This is a genomic window from Nocardia crassostreae (assembly GCF_001613405.1).
GTDB lineage: Bacteria > Actinomycetota > Actinomycetes > Mycobacteriales > Mycobacteriaceae > Nocardia > Nocardia crassostreae.
The window spans coordinates 544112-569666 of the sequence record NZ_BDCH01000012.1 but is presented as its reverse complement, the minus strand read 5'-3'; the positions used below and the strand labels follow the sequence as shown (position 1 = coordinate 569666).

The 25555-nt window shown below is 69.3% G+C and carries 22 protein-coding genes and 3 pseudogenes; 12 read left to right on the top strand and 13 right to left on the bottom strand.

The window, feature by feature from the left end; genetic code table 11:
- Window positions 1–61 precede the first annotated feature (61 nt).
- Window positions 62–3628 carry an ATP-dependent helicase gene (locus NC4_RS09420; RefSeq protein ID WP_281186260.1) on the bottom strand — a complete coding sequence of 1189 codons (3567 nt, stop codon included), beginning with the start codon at window positions 3626–3628 and terminating at the stop codon, window positions 62–64.
- Window positions 3625–7041 (bottom strand): ATP-dependent helicase, encoded by a 3417-nt coding sequence (locus NC4_RS09415; protein WP_067535079.1) that lies wholly within the window; start codon window positions 7039–7041, stop codon window positions 3625–3627. Before NC4_RS09415 ends, NC4_RS09420 begins: the two co-directional genes overlap by 4 nt.
- A gap of 130 nt (window positions 7042–7171) precedes the next feature.
- Between NC4_RS09415 and NC4_RS09410 the strand changes: the two genes are divergently transcribed.
- Together NC4_RS09410 and NC4_RS09405 are read left to right on the top strand one after the other, a co-directional pair.
- Window positions 7172–7957, top strand: a complete 786-nt coding sequence (locus tag NC4_RS09410; protein ID WP_067535077.1) for an alpha/beta hydrolase — start codon at window positions 7172–7174, stop codon at window positions 7955–7957.
- Window positions 7958–7978: 21 nt separating this feature from the next.
- On the top strand, window positions 7979–8272 hold the full coding sequence (locus tag NC4_RS09405; protein ID WP_067535074.1) for an MGMT family protein: 294 nt from the start codon (window positions 7979–7981) through the stop codon (window positions 8270–8272).
- Window positions 8273–8297: 25 nt separating this feature from the next.
- Here NC4_RS09405 and NC4_RS09400 read toward each other — a convergent pair whose 3' ends face one another.
- The gene (locus tag NC4_RS09400; protein WP_067535071.1) at window positions 8298–9071 is read right to left on the bottom strand and encodes an AfsR/SARP family transcriptional regulator; all 774 of its coding nucleotides are present in this window, start codon (window positions 9069–9071) and stop codon (window positions 8298–8300) included.
- A gap of 228 nt (window positions 9072–9299) precedes the next feature.
- On the opposite strand from NC4_RS09400, the gene NC4_RS09395 reads away from it, so the two are divergent.
- On the top strand, window positions 9300–9632 hold the full coding sequence (locus NC4_RS09395; RefSeq protein ID WP_157554416.1) for a hypothetical protein: 333 nt from the start codon (window positions 9300–9302) through the stop codon (window positions 9630–9632).
- Here the strand turns inward: NC4_RS09395 and NC4_RS09390 are convergent.
- Complete coding sequence (locus NC4_RS09390; protein ID WP_067535066.1) at window positions 9583–9987, bottom strand: DUF7144 family membrane protein; 405 nt, start codon at window positions 9985–9987, stop codon at window positions 9583–9585. The genes NC4_RS09395 and NC4_RS09390 overlap by 50 nt on opposite strands.
- Window positions 9988–10110: 123 nt before the next feature.
- Here NC4_RS09390 and NC4_RS09385 point away from each other — a divergent pair, with 123 nt between their 5' ends.
- Together NC4_RS09385 and NC4_RS09380 are read left to right on the top strand one after the other, a co-directional pair.
- Window positions 10111–11928 carry a winged helix-turn-helix domain-containing protein gene (locus NC4_RS09385; protein WP_067535064.1) on the top strand — a complete coding sequence of 606 codons (1818 nt, stop codon included), beginning with the start codon at window positions 10111–10113 and terminating at the stop codon, window positions 11926–11928.
- A gap of 21 nt (window positions 11929–11949) precedes the next feature.
- Window positions 11950–12702, top strand: coding sequence for a response regulator transcription factor (locus NC4_RS09380; protein WP_067535061.1), 753 nt, complete (start codon window positions 11950–11952; stop codon window positions 12700–12702).
- Window positions 12703–12727: 25 nt separating this feature from the next.
- Here the strand turns inward: NC4_RS09380 and NC4_RS09375 are convergent.
- The 4 genes and pseudogenes from NC4_RS09375 to NC4_RS09360 form a co-directional block, all read right to left on the bottom strand.
- Window positions 12728–14611: pseudogene (locus NC4_RS09375) on the bottom strand (glycoside hydrolase family 15 protein).
- A gap of 63 nt (window positions 14612–14674) precedes the next feature.
- Window positions 14675–16267 (bottom strand): MFS transporter, encoded by a 1593-nt coding sequence (locus NC4_RS09370; RefSeq protein WP_067535058.1) that lies wholly within the window; start codon window positions 16265–16267, stop codon window positions 14675–14677.
- A 19-nt stretch (window positions 16268–16286) separates the two neighbouring features.
- Window positions 16287–16661 carry an SHOCT domain-containing protein gene (locus NC4_RS09365; RefSeq protein WP_067535056.1) on the bottom strand — a complete coding sequence of 125 codons (375 nt, stop codon included), beginning with the start codon at window positions 16659–16661 and terminating at the stop codon, window positions 16287–16289.
- A gap of 31 nt (window positions 16662–16692) precedes the next feature.
- Complete coding sequence (locus NC4_RS09360; protein ID WP_067535047.1) at window positions 16693–17181, bottom strand: DUF1269 domain-containing protein; 489 nt, start codon at window positions 17179–17181, stop codon at window positions 16693–16695.
- A gap of 86 nt (window positions 17182–17267) precedes the next feature.
- On the opposite strand from NC4_RS09360, the gene NC4_RS09355 reads away from it, so the two are divergent.
- Window positions 17268–17657 carry a VOC family protein gene (locus tag NC4_RS09355; protein WP_439957491.1) on the top strand — a complete coding sequence of 130 codons (390 nt, stop codon included), beginning with the start codon at window positions 17268–17270 and terminating at the stop codon, window positions 17655–17657.
- Here NC4_RS09355 and NC4_RS38815 read toward each other — a convergent pair.
- A pseudogene (locus tag NC4_RS38815) lies at window positions 17599–17832 on the bottom strand (WhiB family transcriptional regulator); the annotation flags it as partial. The gene NC4_RS09355 and the pseudogene NC4_RS38815 sit on opposite strands and share 59 nt — an antisense overlap.
- A gap of 63 nt (window positions 17833–17895) precedes the next feature.
- Window positions 17896–18381: a hypothetical protein gene (locus NC4_RS09350; RefSeq protein ID WP_067535045.1), complete on the bottom strand. Its 486-nt coding sequence runs from the start codon at window positions 18379–18381 to the stop codon at window positions 17896–17898.
- Window positions 18382–18559: 178 nt separating this feature from the next.
- Between NC4_RS09350 and NC4_RS44450 the strand changes: the two are divergent.
- Together NC4_RS44450 and NC4_RS42330 are read left to right on the top strand one after the other, a co-directional pair.
- Window positions 18560–18835, top strand: a pseudogene (locus tag NC4_RS44450) (alpha/beta fold hydrolase); the annotation flags it as partial.
- A 61-nt stretch (window positions 18836–18896) separates the two neighbouring features.
- Window positions 18897–19439 (top strand): alpha/beta fold hydrolase, encoded by a 543-nt coding sequence (locus NC4_RS42330; protein WP_067535043.1) that lies wholly within the window; start codon window positions 18897–18899, stop codon window positions 19437–19439.
- 36 nt (window positions 19440–19475) lie between these two features.
- On the opposite strand, the gene NC4_RS09340 is transcribed toward NC4_RS42330, so the two are convergent.
- On the bottom strand, window positions 19476–20297 hold the full coding sequence (locus NC4_RS09340) for an MmyB family transcriptional regulator (RefSeq protein WP_245721575.1): 822 nt from the start codon (window positions 20295–20297) through the stop codon (window positions 19476–19478).
- 313 nt (window positions 20298–20610) lie between these two features.
- On the opposite strand from NC4_RS09340, the gene NC4_RS09335 reads away from it, so the two are divergent.
- The 4 genes from NC4_RS09335 to NC4_RS42320 all read left to right on the top strand — a co-directional run bounded on the left by NC4_RS09335 (window position 20611) and on the right by NC4_RS42320 (window position 23553).
- Complete coding sequence (locus tag NC4_RS09335) at window positions 20611–22359, top strand: NTP transferase domain-containing protein (RefSeq protein ID WP_084528724.1); 1749 nt, start codon at window positions 20611–20613, stop codon at window positions 22357–22359.
- 326 nt (window positions 22360–22685) lie between these two features.
- Window positions 22686–22937 (top strand): hypothetical protein, encoded by a 252-nt coding sequence (locus tag NC4_RS09330; RefSeq protein ID WP_067535040.1) that lies wholly within the window; start codon window positions 22686–22688, stop codon window positions 22935–22937.
- 89 nt (window positions 22938–23026) lie between these two features.
- A complete protein-coding gene (locus NC4_RS42325; RefSeq protein ID WP_067535037.1) occupies window positions 23027–23308 on the top strand; it encodes an alpha/beta fold hydrolase in 282 nt (93 codons plus the stop codon).
- Entirely contained in the window at window positions 23308–23553 is a 246-nt protein-coding gene (locus tag NC4_RS42320; protein WP_067535035.1) for an alpha/beta fold hydrolase, read from the top strand. The genes NC4_RS42325 and NC4_RS42320 overlap by 1 nt, the downstream gene beginning before the upstream one ends.
- On the opposite strand, the gene NC4_RS09315 is transcribed toward NC4_RS42320, so the two are convergent.
- Together NC4_RS09315 and NC4_RS09310 are read right to left on the bottom strand one after the other, a co-directional pair.
- Window positions 23522–24358: a helix-turn-helix domain-containing protein gene (locus NC4_RS09315; RefSeq protein WP_169814751.1), complete on the bottom strand. Its 837-nt coding sequence runs from the start codon at window positions 24356–24358 to the stop codon at window positions 23522–23524. The genes NC4_RS42320 and NC4_RS09315 overlap by 32 nt on opposite strands.
- Window positions 24359–24587: 229 nt before the next feature.
- Entirely contained in the window at window positions 24588–25370 is a 783-nt protein-coding gene (locus NC4_RS09310; protein ID WP_084528721.1) for a helix-turn-helix transcriptional regulator, read from the bottom strand.
- Window positions 25371–25555: the final 185 nt, after the last annotated feature.

Genomic DNA, 25555 nt, shown 5'->3' with positions numbered 1-25555 from the left:
CACAGGCACGGAGCGTACCCGGCGACGCGCGGCAACGGGAGTTCGGCGAGGGCGCGTCGCCCTACTCGAACGAATCCGGGGGCAGTAATTCCGGATCCGGTGGCGGCTCGAAATCCGGTGGCGGCTCGGTCTCGTCCGCCTCCGGTTCCGGCGCGGGCGGGCTCTGCGGTGCGGCGGCCGTAATGAGTTGGGCCAGTTCATCGGGACCCGGGAGATGGTCGGGGGCGATGGTGCGGCCGGTGCGGACATAGTGGAAGGCCGCGCCGGTGCGGGCCAGCAGTTCGACCTCGGGGCGGCCGGTGCGGGCGGCCTCCAGGCGGGCCCAGGCCAGGCGGTAGACGGCCAGCTGGACGGCCACCGATTCCTCTTCGGCGGGTGTGGGTTCGCCGCCGGTCTTCCAGTCCACGATGATCCAGCGGCCGTCGGGCTCCTGGAAGACGGCGTCCATGCGGCCGCGAATCACGGTGCCCGCCAGGGTGGTTTCGAAGGAGACCTCGACCTCGATCGGATTGCGGTCGGCCCACGGGGAGGACAGGAACGCATCCTGCAGGCGCATGAGTTCGGCGTCGGTATCGCTGGTGTCGGCCGCACCGGGCAGTTCCTCGAAGCCGAGCAACCGGCCCGCGCCGAACCAGCGCTGCACCCAGGCGTGGAAGGCGGTGCCGCGGCGGGTGAACGGGCTGGGCGGGTACGGCAGCGGGCGGCGCAGGCGCGCGGCGAGTTTCGCCGGATCCGAGCGCAGGTCGACGAGCGCGGTGGCGGCGAGCTGGCCGGGCAGTTCGACCTCCCGGACGGCCTGTTCGGCGGCGAGGTGTTCGGCGATGAGGGCATCCACGTCGGTGGTCCAGCCCTCGGGATCCGTCTCTTCGGCGGAATCCGCTGCCGGATCGCCGAATTCGGGGCCGAAGTCGAATGCGGCCTGTTGCGGCCGGTCGGCGGCGCGCAGGGCCAGCAGGGCCGCGTTCACCAATGCCGCACCCTGCTCGACGGATTCGCGCCGCGCGCCGAGCGGATCGCGCGGCCAGTACGCCGTCGGCGGATTGTCGGTGAACGGGTTCACGGCGTCGGGGGGCGGCGGATCGTCCCAGCGGTCGATGCGCACCGCCCGCGACAGCGCCGTGCCCGGAATCTCGGTGGCCTGCTTCAGCTCGAGCAGGAAGTCCGAGGGCCCCTTGGGTTTCGACCCGGTCTCCGCCCAGTGGTGCGCGCAGACGTAGAGCACCCGCTCGGTGCGGGTGAGGGCGACATAGAACAGCCGCCGTTCCTCGTCGAGGCGGCGGCGGGCGAGGGCCTTCTTGTGTTCGTCGAGAACGTGTTCGAGGTCGGCGCGGTCGTACACCTCGGACAGATCGAGCACGGGGACGCCGTCGCCCGCGTCGTCCTGCTGCCGGTCGCCGCGCAGGGTGGTGGGCAGTTCGGCGAGCGCGCCCATCCAGGTAGTGGTTCCGGTGCCGGACGGGAAGGTGCCGTCCACCACGTGCGGGACGGCCACCACCTCCCATTCCAGTCCCTTGGCCGCGTGCACGGTCAGTACCTGCACGCGATCGTGCGCGACCTCCACCTCGCCCGGTTCCAGACCGCCCTCGACTTCCTCCGCTGCAGTGAGGAAGTCGAGCAGACCGGCCAGCGAGGAGCGATGGTCGGCGGCGTATCCGGCCACCACGTCGGCGAAGGCGTCCAGATGCTCGCGCCCGGCGGCGGCCATGGCCCGCCGCGTCTGGGTCTCCACGCCCACGCCGATGGTCCGCTCCACATCCGCCACCAACTCCGGCAGGGACTGCCCGGCGCGTTCCCGCAGGGCGCCCAGCTCCGCACCGAGCGCGGTGATCCGCGCGAACCCGTTCTCCGAATACTGGTCCGCCCCACCGGGATCCGCGATGGCATCGCCGAGCCCCGCCCGCTCCGCCGGTTCCGGCGCGACCTCCCGCAGGGCCTCGTCCAGTCCGGCCGCATCCGCGATCTCCGGATTCCTCCCGCCGGGCCGCGAAATCGACAGCTCCCGAGCCCGTTTCGACAGCGCCGCGATATCGGCCACCCCGATCCGCCAGCGCGCCCCGGTCAGAATCCGCACCGCCGCGCTCCCCGCCGACGGATCCGCGATCAATCGCAACGTCGCGACGATATCGGCCACTTCGGGCGTGTGCAGCAGCCCGCCGAGACCCACGATCTCCACCGGTAACCCGCGCTCCCGCAAGGCTTCCGCCAGGGGGGCCGCATCGGCGTTCCGCCGCACCAGCACCGCCGACGTGGGCGGCGACTCCCCCGCGTCTGCCTTGGCCTCCCATTCGGCGGCGATCCGCTCCGCCAGCCACTCCCGCTCGGCCGCAACCGTTTCCGCCAGCGCCAAGGCCACCACCCCGGCCGTCGCATCCGGCCGCGGCCGCAGCGCGTCCACCGTCACCCCGCCGCCCTCGGCCGCCCGAAGCCGTAGCGGATCCGCCACCAGATTCGCCAGATCGAGCGCCTCCGGCGGATTCCGCCAGCTGGTGAGCAGCGGCAGAATCGGCGCGGGAACCCCTGGCGCCTCGGGGAAGTCGGTGGCGAACCGCGGCAGATTCGCCGCCGACGCACCACGCCAGCCGTAGATGGACTGCATCGGATCACCGACCGCGGTCACCGCCAGCGGCTGTCCGGCGGTGTCGGCCGGGGAGTCGTCCGCGACCGGGCGGGCCGCGCCGAAGAGGGCGGAGAGCAGGATGCGCTGGGAGTGGCCAGTGTCCTGGTATTCGTCGAGCAGGACCAGGCGGAAGCGGGCTTGTTCGGCAGTGGCGACCTCGGGGTGGCGGGCGGCCAGGCGGGCGGCGAGGGACATCTGGGCGCCGAAGTCGAGAGCGCCGCGGCGGCTGAGTTCTTCGGCGAGGCGGTTCACCAAGGGCAGCAACGCGACTCGCTCGTGCTGGGTCTCGATAATGTCGAACAGGGCCTTCTTGGGGCCGCCGCGTTGGCGCGGACCGGCCGGGAGCGTGGTGATCAGGCGCTCCAATTCCAGGTGCGCCGTGGCCAACTGGCGGGGTTCCACCAGGTGTTCGGCGAGCTGTCCGGAGAGGGCGAGGACGGCTTCGGTCACCGAGACCGGGGTGCGGTCGGTGTCGAGGTCGCCGTCCCAGGTGGAGACGACCCGGTAGGCCAACTGCCAGAGCTGGGTTTCCGTGAGGAGGGTGGCGGTGGGTTCGACCGGGAGCAGCAGGCCGTATTCGGACAGCAGGCGGCCCGCATAGGAGTGGTAGGTGCTGATCTCCGGTTCCGAGCCGGTGAGCAGGGCGCGCAGGCGGCCGGTGGGGTCGATGTCCCGGAGCAGGGGCGCGCCCGCCAGCCGCGCCAGGCGGGTGCTGATGCGGGTGGTCAACTGCTGGGCGGCTTTTCGGGTGAAGGTGAGGCCCAGCACCTGGTCGGGTTCGACCAGGCCATTGGCGACCATCCAGACCACGCGGGCGGCCATGGTCTCGGTCTTGCCCGCGCCAGCACCGGCCACGACCAGGGTCGGTCCGGCGGGGGCGGCGATGACCGCGGCCTGTTCGTCGGTCGGCGGCGGCAAGCCCAGGGCGTCGGCGAGCTGACGCGGGGTGACGCGGCCACCCGCCGCCTCGCCGCCCCCGGGTTCGGAATCGCTGGGCGGTGGGGCGTTCACTCGTCGGTCACCTGCCGCCCGGTGTCCTGCACGGGGCAGCTGCCGGAGACCTTGCAGTGGCGGCAGCCGTCATTGCGCATGGCCAGATAGCTGGGGCCCTTGGAGGCCGCGGCGGCATCGTGGATGACGCCGCGCCATTCGTCGATGCCGTCGTCGTCGAGCGCGTGCTGCAGGCGCTGGGTCGCACCCTCCTTGGTGGAGGGTTTGGCCACGTAGACCAGGCGAGCGCCGCCGGGCTTGCCGTCGCCGAGCGCGCCCGCCGCGGCGGCGACCTGGTAGGTCGCGAGCTGGGCGTGGTCCTCCGCGGCCTGTTTGGAGATGGGCGTCTTGCCGGTCTTCACGTCGACAATGACGAAGCGGCCCAGGGCATCTCGTTCCAGGCGGTCCATGCGGCCGCTGATCCGCACCGGCAGTTCGCCCGGCGTCCGGGCGGGCAGGATGCAGTCCACGGGGACCTCGACGCCGAGGGCGGTGAGTTCGTCGCGGGTATTGCGCAGCCAGGCCAGGAAGGTGTCGACCATGGTCTCGGTGCGGCGCAATTCGGCGCGGGAGTGCCAGTTCTCGCCGTGCTGGGCGCTCGGATCGACCTTCTTCCACGCCTTGGCGAGGGCGTGTTTGACCTGCTCCTCGTCAACCTGACCGGCGAGGGCCTGCACCAGGGTGTGGACGAGATTTCCCTTGAGCGCGTGCGGGTTCTCGCCGTCACCGCCGCCGTGCCGCTCCAACGCCCAGCGCAGCGGGCAGGTCTTGAGCTGTTCCACCGTGGACGGCGACAGGTTGATGGTGCCGTCCTCGCTGTCGAACAGCGGACTGGCGGAGGACAATTCGGCGGTGCCGTACCAGTCGGCGGGATGCGCGCCGCGCACCCCGGCCTTGGCCAGGCGCGCCAGCTCGTGCGCTGCCCGCGCCCGCCGCTCCGCCGTCGAATCGGGATCGCAGGCCGCACCGCGCAATTCGGCGATGAGCGCATGCATGGCCAGCGCTCGGCCCGGATCGACGGCGGGCAGAATCCGCCCCGCCTGCCCGTCCTCGGCGTCGGCGTCGAGCTCGGCCAGGAAGCGCGACGGCACCAGATCCTGGTCCCCCGTGACGGATTCGACGGCCGTCACCAGCAGCGACCGCCGCGCCCGGCTGCACGCCACCAGCAGCAGCCGCCGCTCCTCGGCCAGCAGCGGCGCGGCCCGGCTCACCTTCTCCCCCGCACCCCGCACGCCCGCGACCAGATCCACCAGATCCTCGACGCCCAGCAGGGTGCCGCGCGGCCGCAGATTCGGCCAGATCCCCTCCTGCACCGCCGCCACCGCCACGGTGTCCCACTCCCGCCCCGCCGCCGCGTGCGCACTGCAGATGGTCACCGCCTCCCCCGGATCGGTCTGCGGCGCGTTGTCCTGCGGAATCTCCTGCTGCTCCAGGTATTCCACGAATCCCTCGACGGTGGCGTGCGGCAGCCGATCCACATAGGAGGCCGCCGCCTCGAACAACCCCACCACCGCGTCCAAGTCCTTGTCGGCCTGCATCCCGACCGCGCCCCCGCGCTCGGACTGCCCCACCCACCGCCGCTCCAGATTCGACCCGGTCCACACCCCCCACAGCACATCCTCGAGCCCGCCCCCGTCCCGCCGCGCCTTCCACCCCCGCCCCAGCGCCTTCAACACCCGATGCAAGGGCGCGGCCTCCACATCCGTCAGCCGCCCCAGAATCGCCCGATTACCCTCCCCCACAAGCAGATCCCGCAAAATCTCCGCCGACGACCGATCCAGATCCGCGAACCGATCCGCCGTATCCTGTTCTCCGACAATCACATCGGCGCGCTCGTCGACATCCTCGTCCGAGGCGTTGTCCGGATAGCCGAATTCGATGACGGTGCGGCGAATACCGCGACGCAGGCGGCGCAGGCTGATCTGGTCCGCTCCTCCGAGCGGACCCGCCAGCAGATCCAGGGCATCGTCGGCCGTGAACGGAATCGGCCGCGGGTTGCGGACCCGCGTCGGGTCGCCCGCGGTGACGGCCCGCAGTGCGAGCAGCATCCAGGCCGCGCCGCGGCGGCGGGCCAGCGGAACATCGGCCGGGGGCTGCCGTACCGGAACACCGGCGGCGAGCAATGCGCGGCGCAGGGGCGCGAGCGAAAGCGGTACGGAGCGCAGGATTACCGCCATGCGCGACCATGGCACGCCGTGCGTGAGATGGGCACGGCGCAGGTGGTCCGCGATGAGCGCCGCTTCCTTGGCCGGGGTGGTGAGCACCTGCACACGCACCTCACCCTCGGACTGCGCACCGGGCCGAGCCGCTTCGTCGCCGGGCTCGACATCGTCGAGGAACCGGGCGCCGACCGGAGTGCGGTGGGCGCTCGTGCCGGGGAGGCGGGCGGTTATGCGGTCGGCGACCTCCTGGATGACCGGGGCGGATCTATGGTTGTGGCGCAGCATGATTCGGCGATCGGCCGGGGCGTCCGGGTCGATGGCGAAGCGGGAGTCCGCGCCGCGGAAGGTGAAGATGGACTGGTCCGGGTCGGCGGCGACGACGGTGGTGGCCAGGCCGCTGCCGATGGCTCGGATCAGTTGGGCGGCATGGGGATCCAGGTGTTGGGCGTCGTCGACGAGGATGCTGTGCAGGCGGGTGCGTTCGGCGGTGAGCAGGTCCGCGTCCATGATCAGGGCGTCGATGGCGGCGCCGATGAGTTCGGCGGCGTCCAGGGCGGGGGCGGTGGCCTCGGGGACGTCCATGCCGACCGACCAGCGCAGCAGCATGATCTGCTCGTAGCGTTCGAAGAAGCGGCCCGCGGCGACCCATTCCGCATGGCCGTGGGTGCGGCCCAGATCGATGAGGTGCTCGGGGCCGAGACCGCGTTCGGTGGCGCGGAGCATGAGATCGCGCAACTGTTCGGCGAATCCGGCCGCGCCCAGCGCCGGATGCAAGCGCTCGGGCCAGCCGGGCGCGCCGTCGGCGAGCTCGCCGCGCAGCATCTCGCGGACCACGATGTCCTGCTCGGAACCGGTCAGCAGGCGCGGCGGCGGATTGCCGTGGGTGGCGGCGAGGGTGCGCAGCAGCCCGAACGCATAGGAGTGCAGGGTGCGCACCAGCGGACCCCGGGTGGCTCCGGGCACGCCCCCGAGTTCCGGATCGGCCTCCGCGATCCGGGCGGTGATGGCGGTGCGGACCGTGCTCGCCGCGCGCTTGGAGTAGGTGAGCACGAGCACCGACTCCGGATCGTCCCCCGCCAATATCCGGTTCGCCGCGATATCGATCAGCAGCGCCGTCTTGCCCGTCCCCGGCCCGCCGAGCACCTGCCACGGCCGCCAGCCGGGATCGATCTCGAAGTCGGTGAGCAGCGGTGCGATGGCGGCATCCCACTCCCGCGGACGGGAGACCACCTCGACCCGGCGCACCAGCTGCACCGAGCTATCCGATCGCATCACGGGAGCTATTTCAACAGACCGCCCCGACAGTCTTTGTTTGCCATGAGTTCACCGTGCCGCCGATCACTGTGCGGAGCACACGACTCTCACCGCACGCGCCGCGCGGCTGTCGGCGCGCATGAGCAGAATGGGCGGGGTGTCCGATCTTCATATTCATCATTTCGGTCCTTCGACCGGTCCGGTGGTGCTGGCCCTGCACGGGCTGACGGGTCACGGCGGGCGCTGGCGCGCACTGGCCGAGCAGCATCTGCCCGATGTGCGGATTATTGCGCCGGATCTGCGGGGGCACGGGAGGTCGACCGGCGCGCCGCCGTGGGATTTCGAAACCATCGTCGATGATCTCGCGGCGCTGCTGCGCGCCGAGACCAGCGAACCGGTGGTGGCGCTCGGGCATTCCTTCGGCGCGGCCGCGGCGCTGCACCTGACCGACCGGCATCCGGAGCTGGTGCGCGGCCTGGTCCTGCTGGATCCGGCCATCGCGCTGGATCCGGACCTGCTGCTGCGCATCGCCCAGGCGACGGTGGACCACCCGGACTACGCCGATATCGACGCGGCCCGCTTCGACAAGCTGGAAACGGCCTGGGCCGATGTCGCCCTCGAGATCCTGGAAGCCGAACTCGCCGAACACCTGATCCCCACCCCGAACGGGCGCATGGCGTGGCGGCTGACCTTCCCGGCGATCATCGCCTACTGGGGCCAGCTCGCCCGCGCGTTCGTGCTCCCGCCCGCCGGTCTGCCGGTCACCCTGGTGCAGGCCATGAAGGTGCAGCCGCCCTTCGTCACGCCCGCGTTCCGGGCCGCGCTGGCCGCCCGTCTCGGCGACAATCTGACCGTGCACGAATTCGACTGCGACCACATGGTGGCCCAGGCCCGCCCGGCCGAAGCCGCCGCCCTCGTCCGTTCCGCGCTCTGACGATTCCGGGAGATTCCGGCCATGCCCACCTCCGAAGCCGATATCGAGCGCGTCCGCGAACTGGTGGCATCCATCCCGCCCGGCCGCGTCGCCACCTACGGCGATATCGCGGCCGCCGCAGGCCTGTCCACCCCGCGCACGGTCGGCTGGATCATGCGCACCGATGCCGCCGACCTGCCCTGGCACCGGGTGCTGCGCGCGAACGGCACGCCCGCACCGCATCTGGCGGGCAAGCAGCTGCGCAAGCTGGCCGAGGAAGGCTGCCCCATCACCGACGGCCGGGTCGATCTGCGCGGCGCGCGCTTCCATTTCTGAACCCCCGAGGAATCCGGGAGCTCGATCAGCGCTCCAGCGCATCGGATTGGGTGAGGATGGCCGTCTCGAGCTCCTGCAGCCGCCGTCCCGGATTCACGCCCATCTCCCGGATGAGGAATTCGCGCGCCCGCCGCAGCGTCGCCAGTGCATCGGTCTGCTGCCCCAGCCGGTACTGGGCGGTCGCCAGCAGCCGCGCGCTCTCCTCCCGCTGCGGATACTGCTCCACCTGCGGGCGCAGGCCGGTCACCACTTCGGTGGACCGATCCAGCTCCAAGGCCGCCCGAGCCCGCAATTCGGCTGCCAGCAGGCGCAAATCGGTCAGTCTGGCCACTTCCGCCTCCCCCCAGCGGGCATCCGGGAACGATTCCAGCGCCGGGCCCCGCCAGCAGGCCAGGGCCACATCGAGCAGATCGCACCGCCGCACGGCGTCGAACTCATCGGCCAGTTCGCGAACGCGCTTCTCGTACTCGGCGAGCAGCGCCTCGAAATGCCAGGCGTCCACATCCTCGGCCGCCAGCCGCAGGGCATAGCCGTGCGGCTCGGACACCAGTACGGCGGCGGGCGCCCGGCGGGCCCGCTGCGGTTCGAAAACCCTTCGCAGATTATGGATCTGGACCTGCAGCACGCTCACGGCGCTGGGCGGCGGCTCGCCCTCCCAGATATCGTCCACCAGCCGCCCGGTGGAGTCCACCTGTCCCTGCGCGATCGCCAGGCGCCCCAACAGCGCGCGCTGAATCCGGCCCCGGATTTCGACGGGGGCGCCGTCGATCTCGACCTGCAACGGCCCCAAAATCCGCACTTGTCGCTTCCTCATCACCACACCGGCTCGCTCATGCGCTCTCTCGCAGCTTTTCGGGGCCCACCCACCCATTCAATTGCTGAGTATTAGCCATCTGCCGGATATTTGGTGAACTTGCGTGTTGCGTGTCGTGGGCGCGGCGGGCGAGAAAGTCACCGAGAAGTCGCGGCGCGGATGCTGCTGAAACAGCCCGATGACCGGAAAGTCCCGCACGCGAAAGGAGACACCGTGACCGTCAGGGATATCACCGCAGTTCTCGTACGCCAACTCGCGGAATTGGCGGAATCGATAGCCCGGCTGATCGATCATGCAGTGCTCGCCTGTAGTCCGGATCAGGTCCTCGATCCGGAGGCGACCCAGCCCCTGGCGAACGGCCTCTACCGGGATCGTTTCGGCAATCTGTGGGAGAAGACGCTGTTCGGCTGGCGGCTGTGGCTGCGCTCCGGGGCGGCGGTGCACGCCGGTCGGGCCAGGAGCGGAATCGACAGCTACGTGCAGAGTTTCGCACCGTTCACGCCGCTGCTGCTGGACCGCTCCGCCAGGTGGTCACGGCCCAGATGACAATGACGTCGAGCGCGATGATGAGCACCGACCACCACGGGTAGTACGGCAGGAAAAGAAAATTCGCGACGATCGACAGCGCCGCGATGCCGATGGCGGCGATCCGGCCCCAGGTCGTCCCGGCCACCAAACCGCCGCCCGCGAGTATGAGCAGCGCGCCGAGCCCGATATGAATCCAGCCCCAGGTGGTGATGTCGAACTGGTAGACGTATTCGTAGCCGACGACATACATCGTGTCCTCGACCACCGCGGAAATGCCCGAAAGCACCGATAGCGCGCCCACGGTGATCAGCAGGATCGCCGCCCCGATCGAAGTGCCGGCCGCAATACCTTGTCGCACGGGATGTTCGGTCATTGTCAACTCATGATCTGTTCGGTGATGGTGGAGCCGGGTTCGAATGTGCTCCGCCCAGCGTCGGCGCGCCTCACCCATAGCGGATTACTCCGCGCCCGGTGCCCAACCCAGGAGAGGTCGACATTGGGAATTCCGGAATTGTCGTTTCCGCCGATCGATCGGCCGGAACTCTACGACCGGCTCGACGCCGCCGCGCGCGGCGGCGGGCGGGTGCTGCTGCTCTGCGCGGCCGCCGGGAGCGGTAAGACCGTGGCCGTCGCCGACTGGATCCGGCGGCGCCCGCGCCCGCCGGACACCACGGTCGGATGGCTCACCGTGACAGCCGCATTCGACGATGCGGCGGCATTCTGCGCCGCGGTGCGCGACAGTCTGCGGCTGCCCGCCGCCGCTGCCGCCGGGCCGGGCGATCTCCTCGCGCCGGACGCCCACGCGGCGAATCTCATTGCCGCCCTGGGGTCCACGACAGCACCCGTACTGCTGGTGCTCGACGACGCGCACGAGATCACCGATCCGTTCGCACTGGCCGCGCTGGAATATCTGCTGCGGCATCTGCCCGCCGCGGTCACGGTGATCGTGTGCGCCCGCGCCGATCCCCCGGTGCGCTGGCATGCGCTGGAGCTGAACGGCCGGGTCGTGCGGCTCGGCCCCGATCAGCTGGCTCTGACCGACGCCCAGGTGCGCCAACTCTGCGAACAGCACGAATGTCGGCTCGACGGCGCCGCATTGGCGGAGGTGGTGCGGCTCACCCGCGGCTGGGCGGGCGCGGTCCGCAGCACCGCCATCCACCTGGCGGCCCACAATGGCGACGGGGCCGCCGCGCTGGCGACGCTGGCCGGGCCGTCGAACGCGGTCTCGGATTTCCTGGCCGGTGAGCTGATCGGGGCGCTAGCCCCGCCATTGCGCCAATTCCTGCTCTACACCTGCATTCCGGAGTCGTTCACCACGCAGCTGGCCGAGGCGCTGGCCGGGCCCGGGGCGCGGCATCAGCTGCGCGAACTCGAGCGCCTCAATTTCCCGATCACCCGCTCGGTGCGCGACGATCAGCTCTGGCTCAGCTACCACCCGCTGCCGCGCTCCCACTTCCGCGGCGAAATACAGTACGCCGGAGCAGAATTGGTCGACGATCTGAATCTGCGGGCGGCCGCCTGGTACGACGCCGCGCGGCTGCCGCTGGCGGCGCTGCCGCATCTGCTCGGCGCCTCCGACCGCGACCGGCTGGCGCAATTCCTGCGACGGCACGGGATGGCGATCGTGCTGGGCGGTGACGGCGCGGCCCTGTTCGACCAGATCGACAGCGCCCGTACGACATTGGCCGACGACCCGTACGTCTGGCTGTTGCGCGCCATCGATGCGCTGACCCGCGGCGACACCGTGGATGCCATGACCTACCTGAGCCTGGCGCACCGCCGCGAGGGCGACACCGACGGCGGTGATCACATCGTGCCCGCCTCCTGGCTCACCCCGCTCACGCGCGCCGCCCTGGTGGACGCGTCGGTGCTCTCCAATGCGATTCCTGACCCGCCCGTGCCCGCACCGGCGGTCCCGGCGGGGCAGCCCGATATCGACTGCTATCTGGCCACCCAGCGCGCCACCGCACTGCTGTTGCGCGGTGACCGCGCGGGCGGCGAGCGGCAGCTGCACCGCGGCCTGGCCCTGGCCGCGACCACGCGGCAGCCGCAGCTCACCCTGCGGTCGGTGACCCGGCTGGCGGTGGCCGCGGGGCTGGCGGGCGATGTGACGGCCATGCACGATCGCGCCGCCAAGGCTCTCGGCATTGCCGCCGAGCATGATCTGCCCGATTCCGCGGATACCGGTCAGGCCACCGCCCTGGCGGTCTTCGGCGCGTATCTGCGCGGCGAGCGCTGGCGACCCGAGCAAGCCGAGGCGCTGCTGACCACCGATGAACAGGGCGATGGTTCGATCCGGCCGACCGCGGGCTAGCCCGCCTACGTCATCGGCCGGTTGCTGGACTTCGACACCGCCGCCGACCGCTATCGGGCCGCGGAGGCGCTGCGGCACGGCATGCTCGCGGCGCTGGAGCAGGGCGGCCCGTTCCCGGTGACCGTCGCCGCCCTGCTCCCGCATGTGGTGTGGGCGCTGCTGGCGGTGCGGGAACCACGCACCGCGCAGCTGCTGATCGAGCGGGCCCGCACCGTGCTCGGTTTCGCGCCGGAGGTCGAATTGTCTAGGGCGGCACTGGCTCTCGGCACCTGTAGGGCGGCGGCGCTGGACACGCTGCTGGCGCCGCTGCTGGCGCGGGAGCCGACCCTCGGGACGGTCGACCGGGTGACCATGTGGTTGTTGCACGCGGCCCGCAATACCGGCCACAACCCGCACCGGCAACGGCTGGCGCTGGAACGGGCGCTCGCCCATGCCGCACCGCATCAGCTGGTCCGGCCGTTCCTGAACGTCCCGGAGGCCATCGGACTGCTGGACGGCGGGGCCGGAAGTTTCGGCCGCCACGACGATTTCGTGGAGCGGATCCGGCACCATCCAGGCGCGCGCCGGGACGGCGGCCTGGAGCAACCGCTGACCGCCACCGAAACGACCGTGCTGCAACGCCTTCCGTCGGGGCGGACGGCCGCGCAGATCGCCTCGGATCTCGGGGTGTCGGTCAATACCGTCAAGACCCATCTGCGCGGCATCTACGGCAAGCTCGGCGTGAATTCCCGGACGGCGGCGCTGGATCGGGCGCGCCGCCTGGGCCTGCTCTGAGCGCTCGCCGTGCCGTGATCTCCCGTCAGCCCCGCAGCGGCGACCCGGCGCCGACCAGCAGCCCCTCATCGGCCGCCGATCCGCTGTCCATGGCGTGATCGAGCGCGATGGCCGCGTCGATGAGCGACAGGTGGGTGAACGCCTGCGGGAAATTGCCGAGTTGCTCACCGGTGAGGTCGATCTCCTCGGCGTAGAGCCCGACGTGATTGGCGTAGGTCAGCATCTTCTAGAAGACCAGCCGGGCCCGGGTCAGCTTCCCGGCGCGGGCCAGCGCGTTCACATAGCTGAACGTGCACAGCGAGAAGGTGCCCTCGGTACCGCGCAGCCCGTCGGGCGAGGCGAGCGGGTCGTAGCGGTACACCAGGCTGTCGGTCACCAGTTCGTCGGCGATCCCGTCGAAGGTGGACAGCCACATGGGATCGCGCGGGGCCACGAATCCCACCTGCGCCATGCGCAGCAGCGAGGAGTCCAGTACATCCGAGTCGTACTGCTGGACGAAGGCCTGCCGGTGCGGATTCCAGCCGCGCTCCCACAGCTGGTCGTAGATCCGGTTGCGATGGCGCTGCCACTGCTCCACCGGGCCGGGCAGGCTGTGCTCGGCCGCGAGCCGCACGGCGCGGTCGAAGGCCACCCAGCTCATCAACCGGCCGTAGGTGAAATCGGCACGGCCGCCGCGGGTTTCCCAGATGCCCTCCTCGGGCCGGTCCCAGTTCTCGCCCAGCCAGCCGAGCAGTTCGACCACATCGTGCCAGCCCTGATGGCCGATGCGCAGCCCGCGCCGATCCGCCTGATAGATGCTGTCCAGCATTTCGCCGTAGATGTCGAGCTGGAGCTGCCCGGAGGCGTCGTTGCCGATCCGCACCGGGGCCGAGCCCCGATAGCCCTGCCAATGGCCGAGGGTCTGCTCGGGCAGCTCCCAGGAGCCGTCCACCCGGTACATGATCTTCAGCGGCCCGCCGTGCGAGCGGTAGCGGTCGCGCAGCCACCCGGCGAAGTCCGCGGCCTCCTCGGTGAACCCCAGGGCCAGTAGCGAATACACCGAGAAGGACGCATCCCGGATCCAGGTGTAGCGATAGTCCCAGTTGCGCGTCCCGCCGATCTGCTCGGGCAGTCCGGCGGTGGGCGCCGCGACGATACCGCCGGTGGGCGCGTAGGTCATGAGCTTGAGCGTGATCGCCGAGCGGTGCACCATCTCGCGCCAGCGGCCCCGATAGGTGGACTGCGCCAGCCACGAATGCCAGAACCGCACCGTCTCGGCGAACATCTCCTCGATCTCGCTCACCCGGATCGAGCGCGGCGCCGTTGCCGCGCCCGATTCCAGCACCAGGCCGCGAACCTGCCCGGATGTCAAGGTGATCGAGCCCCGCAGATGTCCACCGGCCACCGCCTGGATATGGGCCAGCCGGGTGTCCTCGGGCTCGCGCACGGCGTGCATGGTGAGCATGAAACCCTCGCCGCCGTCGAAGACCGCGCCGTCTTCCACGATGTGGGTGGTGTGCGGCCTGCGGCCGTAATCGAATCGGGGGAACAGGTCGAGTTCGAAGCTGATCTGCCCGCGCACGCAGCGCAGCATGCGCACCAGCCGATGGGTGTCGGTGGGGGTGCGCGCGGTAATGGTCGGCATGAAGTCGACGATCTCGCCCGTCCCGGATTCGGTCATGAATCGCGTGATGAGAACGGCGGTGTCGGGAAAGTACATCTGCGTACTGCGATAGCGCTCGGCGGGCCGGATGCGGCAGTGCCCGCCCCGGTCGTGGTCCAGCAGGGCGCCGAAGACGCTGGGTCCGTCGAAGCGGGGCAGGCACATCCAGTCGACGGTGCCGTCGGTGGCGACCAGCGCGGCGGTGTGCAGATCGCCGATGAGTCCGTGGTCGGCGATGGGCGGATAGTGGTCGGGGTAATGGTCCACGAGCAAAGTCCTTTCCTCGGGCCGGAACTGGGAATACGATGACACCGGCGGTACGCCCGGGCGTCATCCGTGCGGGGTGAATCGCGGCAGCCGCCCCGTCCCGAACAGGGCCGACACCGACAGCAGCGCGGTGACCGCCAGGGCCGTGCGCAGGGCGTCGACGCGGGCGTCGGTATTGATCGCCACGATGGCGGTCGCGGTGGCGTCGGGTACCCCGGCGGCGGCCAGCGACCGATTCAGCTCGGTAGTGGAGATGAACGGAACCCCTTGGGCGAGTTGGGTGGTGGCCTGTTGCCGCACCGAATCGGGCACCGCCGGATTGTTCTCGATACCGGATAGCACGGCCGAGGTCAGCGTGGCGATCAGCACCGATCCGATCAGCGCCGTGCCCAGCGAGGCGCCCAGATAGGTTGCCGTGTTCTGCAATCCGCCCACCTCCGGGCTGCGGTCGTCGGGCACCGCGCCCACCGTGATCGCGCCGAGCTGCGCGGACAGCGCACCCAGGCCGAGCCCGAGCAGCACCATCGGGACGGCCACCACCCGTGCGTCGGACGCGGGATCGAGACCGGCCACCAGCACCGCGATGCCGGCGCTCATCAGGGTCAGGCCGACTCGCACCACCCGCCGGGGACCGGCGTGCGGCCACGCCTTGGGAATGCCGAGCGCCGCCAGCACCAGCGCCACGGACAGCGGTAGCACCCGCAGGCCGGTTTCCAGCGCGCTAAGTTCCAGCACCACCGACAGGTACAGCGGCACCGCGAAGAAGACTCCGGCCTGAATCAGGAACTGTGCGAAGAACATTCCGAGCCCGCCGGTGAGCTGCCGGTTGCGCAGCAGCCGCACGTCCAGCAGCGGCGCCCGCCCGGCGATGGTCAGCCGGGTCTCCCAGCGCAGGAATCCGTAGAGCGTGAGCAGTCCGGTCAGCAGCAGCCAGATCACCGGTGACAGCCCGAACCACGCCGGTCCGCCGGGTTTCGCCTGCACCCAGCCCCATTCGCTGGAGCGCAGCACACCGAACACGATCGTGCCCAGTCCCAGCATCGACAGCAGTGATCCCAGCGGATCCAGCCGACCAGGCGCGGCGGCGACCGGCACGATCCGGCGCACCACCAGCAGGATGATCACCACCAGCGCCACCTCGCCGAGGAATACGTAGCGCCAGGACGCGTAGGTGGTGACCGCCCCGCCGATGAGCGGGCCCGCCGCCACCGCGGTCGCACCGGCCGCGGCGATCGAACCGTATGCGGCGGGCCGCTTCTCGGCCGGGAAGTTGCCCGCCACCAAGGCCACGATGGCGGGCAGGATGAGCGCCTCGCCCAGTCCCTCCAGCACCGACCAGCCCAGCAGCAGGATCGCGAGATTCGGCGCGAGGGCGGTGGTGAACGATCCGGCGCCGTAGACGATCAGGCCGATGGCCAGGGCCCGGCGCTGCCCGCACAGCATGCCGATGCGGCCGCCGGTGATCATGGTCGAGGCCATGACGAGCGTGTACAGCGTTATGGCCGTTTGGATTCCGGTGATGGTGGTGCCGAGATCGGCGGCCACGTGCGCCATCGACACGTTCATGACCGAACTGTCCAGGGTCATGAGGAACTGCCCGGCGGCCAGCGCGGTGAGCACCACCCGGGCGTCGCCGCGCGGCTTCGCGGTGGTCACGGCCGTGCCTTCCCGGCGATCAAGGCAGGGCCGTGTGCTTGATCTGCTCGAACTCGGACCGGGTGATGGCGCCCTGGTCGAGCAGTTGCTTCGCCGCCGCGATCTGCGAGGCCGCGTCGACGCGCGCCACGTCCCGGATGTAGTCCTCGCGCGCGTAGCGGGCGCGCAGTTGCCGGTCGGCGGACCGCTCGGCCATGGCCCGGCCGTGCACCAGCACATAGAGCAGTGCGGTCACGAACGGCAGGAACAGCAGGCAGATCACCCAGAGCACCTTCACCAGCCCGCGCATATCGGGGTCACGGAACAGATCGCTCAGGATCGTGAACAACAGCAGCAGATACGCGACGAACAAGAAAATCAGGAACACCGACCACAGCACTTCCCAGAATGACATTCCGGCAACCCCTTCCGCGCCGCCGTGGGCATTACTCGGCGAATATCTCGCGCAGGGTTTCCTCTTCCTCGTGCGAAAGGTTGGTGGCGATCAACTCCGCCTCCTCGCCCGGAAAGCGCTCCTTGACCCGATCGGTCACCTCGTCCGAGGTGAGCGCGAACAGAGCCGAGGTACCCGGGGTGATCTGCTCCTTGACCCGGTTGATGAAGCCGTCGTCGATACCCACATTGGCCATGGCGCCGGTCAGCGCGCCGAGGCCCGCGCCGAGCGCCACACCGAGCAGCGGAATGAAGAACAGCAACCCGAACAGCAGTCCCCAGAAGGCGCCGCCGAGCGCCCCGACACCGGTGAGGGTGCGCAATTGCCGGGTCTTGGGTTTCTTCGCGCCTTCGGGCCAGCTGACGACGGCGCCGTCGCGCACGGTGATCAATTCTTCCCGCTGTAGTTCCTCCAGCGTCGCGATCGCGGAGTCGGCGCCGGATGCGGTCGGGAATTTCCACACGGTCAAGGTCCCAGCCATCGGATTCTCCTAGCGTGTCCGTCGAATGAATCGATATCAGCGCAGACCGTAGAAGTCGCGGGCGAGCACGGACTCACACGTTTCGGATGAAGGGCCGACACGGACCGGGATCGCGAAACCTGGCACGCGGGTACCGGGACGGCGGCTACCGTGGATGGATGTCCACCCGGCTGGCATGCGTGGTGTTCGATGCGGTCGCCCCCAGGAGTGTGGCCCGATTCTGGGCCGAATTGCTCGGCTGGGAGGTCACCGTGGATCGGCCCGGCGAGGTCGACGTGGCCGCGCCCGATCCGGACGGCCTGGATGTGGCGCTCACCTTCCTACCCTCCCGGCGGGCCAAGTCCGCGAAGAATCGGATTCATCTGGACTTGGCCAGCCGGTCGCTGGATCATCAACGCCTGCAAGTGGATCGGGCTCTCGCCGCCGTTCCCGCGGCGAGAGCCCGCCCCAGATGCCGAAGCGTTGATCGTGGGTGAGCGCGTAATCCAGGCATTCCTTCTTGACCTCGCAGGTCCCGCAGATCCGCTTGGCCTCACGGGTGGAACCGCCCTTGTCGGGGAAGAACGCCTCCGGATCGGTCTGGGTGCACAACGCCCGCTGATGCCAGGCTTCCGGCTCGAAACTCTCCGGGCGAGCGAGAGATTCGAACATCGCGTCGAAATTGGTGAATAGCAGTTTCACGTCGTCCACCTCTTCACTACGTAGCAATAGGGACTAAGCGCGGCCGAGCATCGAGCAATCACTGCCGACGGCGGCCAGCCGGGCCTGATCGCCGGAGACGAAAACGCGGCGCGCGTGCACCGCGGCGGGAGTGGAGGACCACGGCGCCAATGCCGTGGTGAACATGAGCTCGCACCACGACAGTGCGGGAACCTCACCGCATGCCAGAGTGTTGAGCAGTGACAATTCGGTATCGCTGTCGTTCCAGGCGGCGAAAAGCCACGAGGCGTCGAGTCGGCCGAGAAATTCCTCGGCATCTTCGGGCGGGCCGAGCGGAGCGTCGACGGCGAGATGAACGACCGCCGCGATGGCATGCCGCATACGCGCATCCAGGCCGACGCCGTCGTGCAGTAAGAGCCCTTCCAGCGAATCTCGCAGTACGGCTCCTTGATCGACTCGGATGTCGTTGGGTCGGGTCGCAGCGGTGACGTCGAAAATTGTTTCCTCCCTGTGGAATTGCGCTGGTCGCAATAGCGCCACGACCTGATTACAAATGCCGAACCATCGGGTTGTCCAGCTCTCAGGCAATCTGGAGCAAACCCCTAGCAGTACTGACACTGGCCAGTGTTGGTACCCGTCGGGAACAGCACGGAAGGGTGTCCGGCACCGATGCGGCAAATGTTAGGGAGCAAGCAGTTCCACCCTTTACGGTCTGACCATGCCCTATGTGCGATCCGGCTCAGCCACAGTTCATTTCGTAACCGGAGAAACCGCCGGTCCGACCCTGCTCCTCGCCCACGGATTTCTCCTGGAAGAATCCATGTTCGAACCGATGCGCGAACCTCTGGCAGCGGCCGGTATCAATCTCGTAACAGTCGATGCGCGCGGCCACGGACGCACTCGATCGCCGGATCGGGAACAGTTCAGCTATTGGGATATGGCCACGGACTGCTTGGCCGTACTGAACGAGATCGGCGTCGAGAAAGCCGTCATCGGCGGAATGAGCCAAGGCGGTTACACCGCACTGCGAATGGCGCTGCTGGCCCCCCGAACGAGTGCAGGGCCTGGCCCTGCTGGATACCGAGGCGGGCGATTGCACACCGGGGGAATTGGCGTGGTATCGCGAATTCTTCGAGCGCTGGTGCGGTTCGGAGCCGATGGCCCCGCTGGTCGCCGAATTGGCCCCGCAACTGATCGGCGGCACCGATCCGCGCCAGTGGCGCGCCTGGACCAGCCGCTGGTATTCCTCGGACCGCCAGGGGATCCGGGCCGCAGCGCAATGTCTGATGGAGCGCCGTTCCGTCCTGGACCGACTGGGCGAGATCACCGCGCCCGCACTGGTGGCGCGGGGCAGCTACGACGGTTCCAGCACCGCCCAGAAATCCGACGCCCTGGCCGCGGGCCTCAGCGGCGCGGACGGCGTGGTCACCATTCCGGGCGCCGGGCACGCCGCGGCGTGGACGCATCCGGACGTGGTGGCGCCCTTGCTGATCCAGCTGGTGCGGCAGGCCACGGCGCGCCCGAGCGGCCTGACGCGGGCCCTGTCGGCCCCGTGGCTCGAGGCGCGCGCGGCACGCGGCATCCAGGCCGCCCGGTAGTTCACGGTAGGCAGGCCGTGCCCGGTCGGGCGCGGCCTATGCGTCCCGGGGCGGGCGCCGCGATCCGGGCCCGTGCACATCGTCGCACCAGGTCGGAATGCCGAGGAAGATCTGGATCTGGGTGGGGTAGGCGGCGCAGAACACGCTGAACATCTGCACGGCGATGGCGCTGCACCGACCGCTGACCGTATCGCGCACGTGCATGGTCGGATTGGGCCTGCCGTAGAGTGCGATGCCCTCGTCCCACAATTCGCGAAACAAGGCGAACTGCCCGAGTTCGGACAGGAAATCCAATGACCAGGTGGTATCGCCGGATCCGGCGATGAGTCCGCGCAGCCAATGCACGGTCAACCGGACCTCTTCGTCCCACTCCGGCACGACCTCGCGCGACAGCGGGTTACCCAGCAACCAGCGCAGGATATTGACATCCTCCTCCAGTCCGGGGAAGGCCTTCCGATAGCTGGCATTACAGGCCAGCACATTCCATCTGGTATCGGCATAGGCGGCCAGATTGGGTTCGTGCAGATCCAGTGCGCGGCGCATGTCGTCGGTGATTTCTGCGCGCAGTTGCTCGACGGTGGGGAATTCGCTCACACCGAGCCCGGCGAGATCGAGCAGATGCCTGCGTTCGACCGCGGAGAGCGGATCTATTCGGTCCAGATACCGAACCAGCGCATCGACCACTTCGCGGGTCGGGTGTCCGCGATCGCCCTTCTCCAAATGACTGATGTAGCTGGCGCTGACTCCGGCATTGAACGCCAGCCTTTCGCGCGATACTCCCCAAGCATCCCGCAGCCGACGCAGCAGCAGGCCGAATGTGGGTGGCTGGAGCTCATCCGAGTCTCGATTAGGCTGCACGATCAGCACCACGCCGTTCCCTCTCCACAAACATTCAGCTAACCAACCTTCATCGATCCAGTACATCCGGTACCGGACAGTGGAACACGCTGGAACGCCTGTCTCTGGCTCCGGATACTGCCATATGTGTTTGCAGCTAAGTCCAAAACATGATCATTTCTACTATGTGTCGCGACACATGTCATAACGACACATAGGCGAGCAATTGCTTAGCAAGCCATGGATTCAGCTCCGGCGCGCCCAGCTGAACGGTTGCCGGACATCCACCACTACGATCTTCGAGCATGAACTGTCCCGCTGCTGTTTCCACCTCGTGACGACTGTCGACGCGATCGTCCTCGCCGGCGGCCGGGCCAGCCGGATGGGCGGCGTGGACAAGCCCGCCATCATGGTCGGCGGGCAATCGATGCTGGATGCGGCACTGACCGCGGTCGCCGAATGCGCCCGCACGGTGGTGGTCGGACCGCACCGGCCGGAGCTGCCGCCGGAAATTCGTCAGGCACAGGAGATACCGTCCGGCGCGGGTCCGGTGGCGGCGATTGCCGCGGGGCTGCACACGTTGTCCGGCTGCGAATTCCCGGCCGGGCTGATCGTGGTGCTGGCCGCCGATATGCCATTTCTCACTGCCCGGACCGTCGGCGAATTGCTGCTGCACGCAAAGGAATCCGGTAGCGACGCGGTGTTCTCCGCGGATGCCTCGGGTCGCCCGCAGTATCTGGTCGGCGTCTGGCGGCGCAGCGCGCTCACCGCCGCGCTGAACAATCTGGACTCCCTGGTGAACCGTCCGATGAAGGCGCTGGTGCCGGTCGATACGGTCATGGTCCCGCTGGCGGGCGTGGACGATTGCGATACCCCCGACGACGTCCGGCACGCCCGCGCGGCCGCGGGCCGGGCGGCGGCCCCGCTGCCGCTCGACGAGGCCCGGGACATCCTGCGCCGCAGTATTTCCCGACTATCGGTCCAGCACCTGCGGCTCGCGGCGGCGCGCGGTGCGGCCCTGGCCGAGCCGCTCATCGCCGCCGAGGCCCTGCCGCGCTTCGATGTCTCCGCCATGGACGGCTATGCCGTGAGCGGCGACGGCCCCTGGCAGCTGCGCCGCGATATCGGCTTCGCGGGCGGGCAGCGCCCGGTGGGCCTGCTGGCCGGGGAGGCGGTGCGCATCGCCACCGGCGCACACGTGCCCGACGGCACCGGCACCGTCGTTCGCGACGAGTTCGTCGAGATCGGCGCCGACGGCCGCCTGTATCGCCTGCCGGACACCCCCGTTCGCGACGATGTCCGCCGCCGAGGCGAGGATTGGCCGCCGGGCCGCGATCTGGCGCCCGCGGGCGCCCCCGTGACCGCCGCCCTCATCTCCGTGGCCGCCAGCGCCGAGGCCGCCACCGCGGCCGTGCGCGGCCCGGTGCGGGCGCGAATCGTCATGACCGGCGACGAAATTCGCAGCGAGGGCCCGCTGCACGCCGGGCAGACCCGCGATTCCCTCGGCCCGATCCTGCCCGATCTGCTGGCCTGGTACGGCGTGGCCACGGTCGACCGGGTGCATCTACGCGATACCGACAATTCCTTCGACGAGGTGTTCACCGCCGCCACCGACTGCGATCTGCTGGTCATCGTGGGCGCCACCGGCGGCGGCGCGGCCGATCAACTGCGCGGCGCGCTCGACCGCGCCGATGCCCGGCCCCTGATCGGCCGGTTGTGGCTGCGGCCCGGCGGCTCCACGGTCGCCGCCCAACTGTCCTCCGGCCCAGTGGTTCTCGGCCTGCCCGGCAATCCCTACGCCGCCGTCGCCACCCTGCTGGCGCTGGCGCCCGCCCTGGTGGCGGGCCTCACCGGCGGCGCACCCGCCCGCTCCCTCACCGGCCCGCTGCACAATGCCGCCGAAATCTCCGGTCCCGCACCGCGAATCGTCCCGGCCCGCACGCATCCCGGCGGCGGCTGGATCGGCGATCCGCAGCTGCGCACGGCACACCTGGCCGGGCTGCTCGATCGGGACGGACTGGTCATCGTGCCCCCGGGCGCCGCCGATGGCGCGAATGTCGAATTCGTACCGCTGCGTGGCTGATCGCCGGAAATGAGCGATGCCGCCGGGCGAAGGGGGGGGAGTTGGCCCGGCGACATCGACACCATCGGCGACCGGCAAACCAGCTGAGCCGGAACAGGCCACCGCGCAACGGGCCTGCGCCGTGGGGGGGGGTATACGGGCGGGCCCGGCTGAATCTTACGGCCAAACCCCCGCCATCGCGCAACTTCCGATGCTGGTGAAAACAATGAAATCCGCTGAAACACAATGAAGAACGACTCTCCGCAAATAGTGGCGCCGGTCACAAGATCATGTACCACGCGGATTGTAATTTTCGTGCGGGCGGTGAATTGTGATCGAGTATTCGCGTGGCAGACGAACTTTCAGCTTTCGCCGGACATGGCGACGTCGGTGGCGCCCGCCGCGAACGCATCGGCCTCGGCGGCCGGATCGACAATTTCGGCACCTACCGGTTCCGGTGCCCGACACCCGGATGCGGTTGGTTTCACGATGAGAACACCACGCTCGAGAATCCGGATTGGCGACAGCGGGTCGAGGCGGCGACCGACGCGCATCTCGCTGCGGCACACCCGCATTGGATCCATCCCGAATACGACTAGGGCATTGCGCCGTCCGGCCCGGACGACCTCTGGACAGAGTGTGCTCCGGGCCGCGACAACCGAGTGAGGGCACGGCTACGCTACGGCCCATGCCGTACGTCAGTACCGATGGGGCCCGCGTGTTCTATACCGATTCCGGTGATCGGGCACGGCCTGCCGTGGTGCTGGGCCACGGCTTCTTCATGGATCTGTCCATGTTCGCACCGCAGGCGGAATACCTGGAGGCCACGGGTTTCCGGGTGCTGTGCTGGGATGCCCGCGGGCACGGCGGCACCACCGTCACCGATCGGGAGCGCCCGATCAGGCGCCGTGGCGGGCGAAATGGGCGGCGGGCGATCGCGACGCCATCGCCGCGGCCACCGACTGCCTGATGGCGCGGGAGTCGGTGCAGGATCGGCTGTCCGAGATCACCTGTCCCGCACTCGTGCTGCGCGGCGAATTCGATCCGGCTAGCACAGCGGAGAAATCCGAGGCGCTGGCGGCGGGGCTGGCGGGCTCCGGTCCGGTGGTGACGATTCCGGGCAGCGGGCATGCCGCGAACTGGACCGATCCCGATCTCGTCAATGAGGCGATCGGCGGATTCCTCACCCGGCTGACAAGCCCGGCGGCCCGCTGAACGGCTGCCGGATGCCGATGAACCACTGGAACGGCGCATCCACGCCGGGCACGTCGGTGATCCGCACCCGCACGCTGTAGGGCTCGCGGGTATCGGGATCCCGCAGATGCATGAGCGGCTGATGCCGCTCGAAATCGACGCGTTCGGCCAGGTACATGGTGCGGAACGCCGCGCAGGAGCTGAGCCGGTCGCGCAGATCCAGGGCCCACTGCGGATTCTGGTAGCGGCCCATGTGCCAGCGGAACCAGTTCACCGTGAGCCGGGCCTCGTCCTCCCATTCGATCATCACCCGGCGGGACTCGGGGACCAGGAAGAACCACACCAGGATGTTCACGACCTCGAGTAGTCGCGGGTAGGCGTGGTCGTAGACGGGATTGGCCCACAGCACATTCCAGCGCTCGTCCACGTATCCCGACAGATGCGGGCTCAGATCGTCGGCGGCGGCTCGCAGGTCGGCGGTGACGAGTTCGCGCATCCCGGCCACCGGCAGCGGGGCGTGGGTGCGCGGGCCGGGCGTCTTCGGGGCGGACAGATTGTGCATGTGCTGCCGCTCGGCGGGCGTGAGCGCCAGCGCGCGGGCCAGGGCGTCCACCACTTCGGGGCTGGGCGCGGTCTTCTCGCGCTGTTCGATCTGGGAGATATAGCTGGCGCTGACGTCGCTGATACCGGCCAGAGCCGGGCGGCTCAGGCCCCGGGGGTGGTCCGGCCGCGCGGCGGTGCGGTGGGTGCGGACGAAATCCGCGAGATTGGGGGCCAGCAATCGGTCGGCCGCTATTTCCCCCGGTGCAGAGTGGCCAGCGTTCACGGCCTGCACGATACCCTCCGCGGCCTGCCGGGGCGCGGGCGAGTGTGACGCCGGACACCCGGAAACCCAAGTGGGAGCGCGGATCCCGCCGCTTCGCCGATCCACCACCTGCCAGAGGTCCCTCTGCACGGCGTGCGTCCGGAATCTTTACCCCCGCGAACGCCGAATGTTGTGATTGCTTCCCGCGAGGGCTGCGCGAAGGGGGCACAGCCCTCGCGGACGAGTTCGCTCAGGCGGGCAGTCCCAGCACCGCGAGCAGCTGTCCGGGATAGTCGATGCCGTCCAGCCGTCCGGCCTGGGCGTAGATCTTGCGCCGCAGTCCGGTCACCGGATTGCGCATGTGCAGGGTCCACACGTGCGGTGCGAATTCGACCCCGCCCTCGGCCCAGGCCTGGCGGAAGCTGGGGAACTGGCCGAGGTCGTGAATCAGATCGGTGAATACGGCGGTATTGCCGGAGCGGCCCATCAGCCCGCGCATCCAGCGCACCACCTGCCGCACATCGGAATCCCAGTTCACCATGACGCGCCGGGCGGTGTCGCCGCTGAAGAACCAGCGCAGCAGATTGCCGTCGTCGGCCGCGCCCGGAAAGGTGTCCTCCCAGCTGTCGTTGCAGGCCAGGACATTCGCGCGGATATCGATATACGCGGCCGGATTCGGCCGGTGCAGGGTGAGCGCCTGCGCCATATCGGGGGTGATCGCGGCGCGCAGTTGATCGACCGACGGCAGATCGTCCACCCCGAGACCGGCCAGATCGTTCAATTGCCGACGATCGGCTCCGGTGAGCGAATCCAGGCGATCCAGGTATCGGGTGAGGGCCTCGACCACTTCCCGGGTCGGGTTGCCACGGTCGCCTTTCTCCAAATGCGTGATGTAGCTTGCGCTTACACCGGCATTGAAGGCCAGCCGTTCCCGCGATACCCCGCGATCATCGCGCAGGCGGCGGAGCAGATTACCGAACGTGGGCGCTTCCAGCCCCCGAGAATCACGCCCGTACGCAGCATGTGCGACCACCGCCGTCCTCCTTCTTCAGATTTCCGGCAACGAGTCCCGAACTCCCCTGGAGACTCCGCCGCATTCACACTCGAGGTGGATACTTCCACAACGCACAGGAAGGACCGGTCTCGAAGACTGTCCCTATCTGTATCACCGAATGCTCCTGTCGGTATCTGTACAAGAAATCGTCCCATAAGACCAAG

Bases quoted from the DNA above. Each gene is read 5' to 3' on its own strand.
- NC4_RS42320 (WP_067535035.1), top strand. From the start codon at position 23,308: ATGGCGCGGGAGTCGGTGCAGGATCGGCTGTCCGAGATCACCTGTCCC.
- NC4_RS09390 (WP_067535066.1), bottom strand. From the start codon at position 9,987: ATGACCGAACATCCCGTGCGACAAGGTATTGCGGCCGGCACTTCGATC.
- NC4_RS09405 (WP_067535074.1), top strand. From the start codon at position 7,979: ATGCCCACCTCCGAAGCCGATATCGAGCGCGTCCGCGAACTGGTGGCA.
- NC4_RS09415 (WP_067535079.1), bottom strand. From the start codon at position 7,041: ATGCGATCGGATAGCTCGGTGCAGCTGGTGCGCCGGGTCGAGGTGGTC.
- NC4_RS09355 (WP_439957491.1), top strand. From the start codon at position 17,268: ATGAAGGGCCGACACGGACCGGGATCGCGAAACCTGGCACGCGGGTAC.
- NC4_RS09360 (WP_067535047.1), bottom strand. From the start codon at position 17,181: ATGGCTGGGACCTTGACCGTGTGGAAATTCCCGACCGCATCCGGCGCC.
- NC4_RS09410 (WP_067535077.1), top strand. From the start codon at position 7,172: ATGGGCGGGGTGTCCGATCTTCATATTCATCATTTCGGTCCTTCGACC.
- NC4_RS09365 (WP_067535056.1), bottom strand. From the start codon at position 16,661: ATGTCATTCTGGGAAGTGCTGTGGTCGGTGTTCCTGATTTTCTTGTTC.
- NC4_RS42325 (WP_067535037.1), top strand. From the start codon at position 23,027: ATGCCGTACGTCAGTACCGATGGGGCCCGCGTGTTCTATACCGATTCC.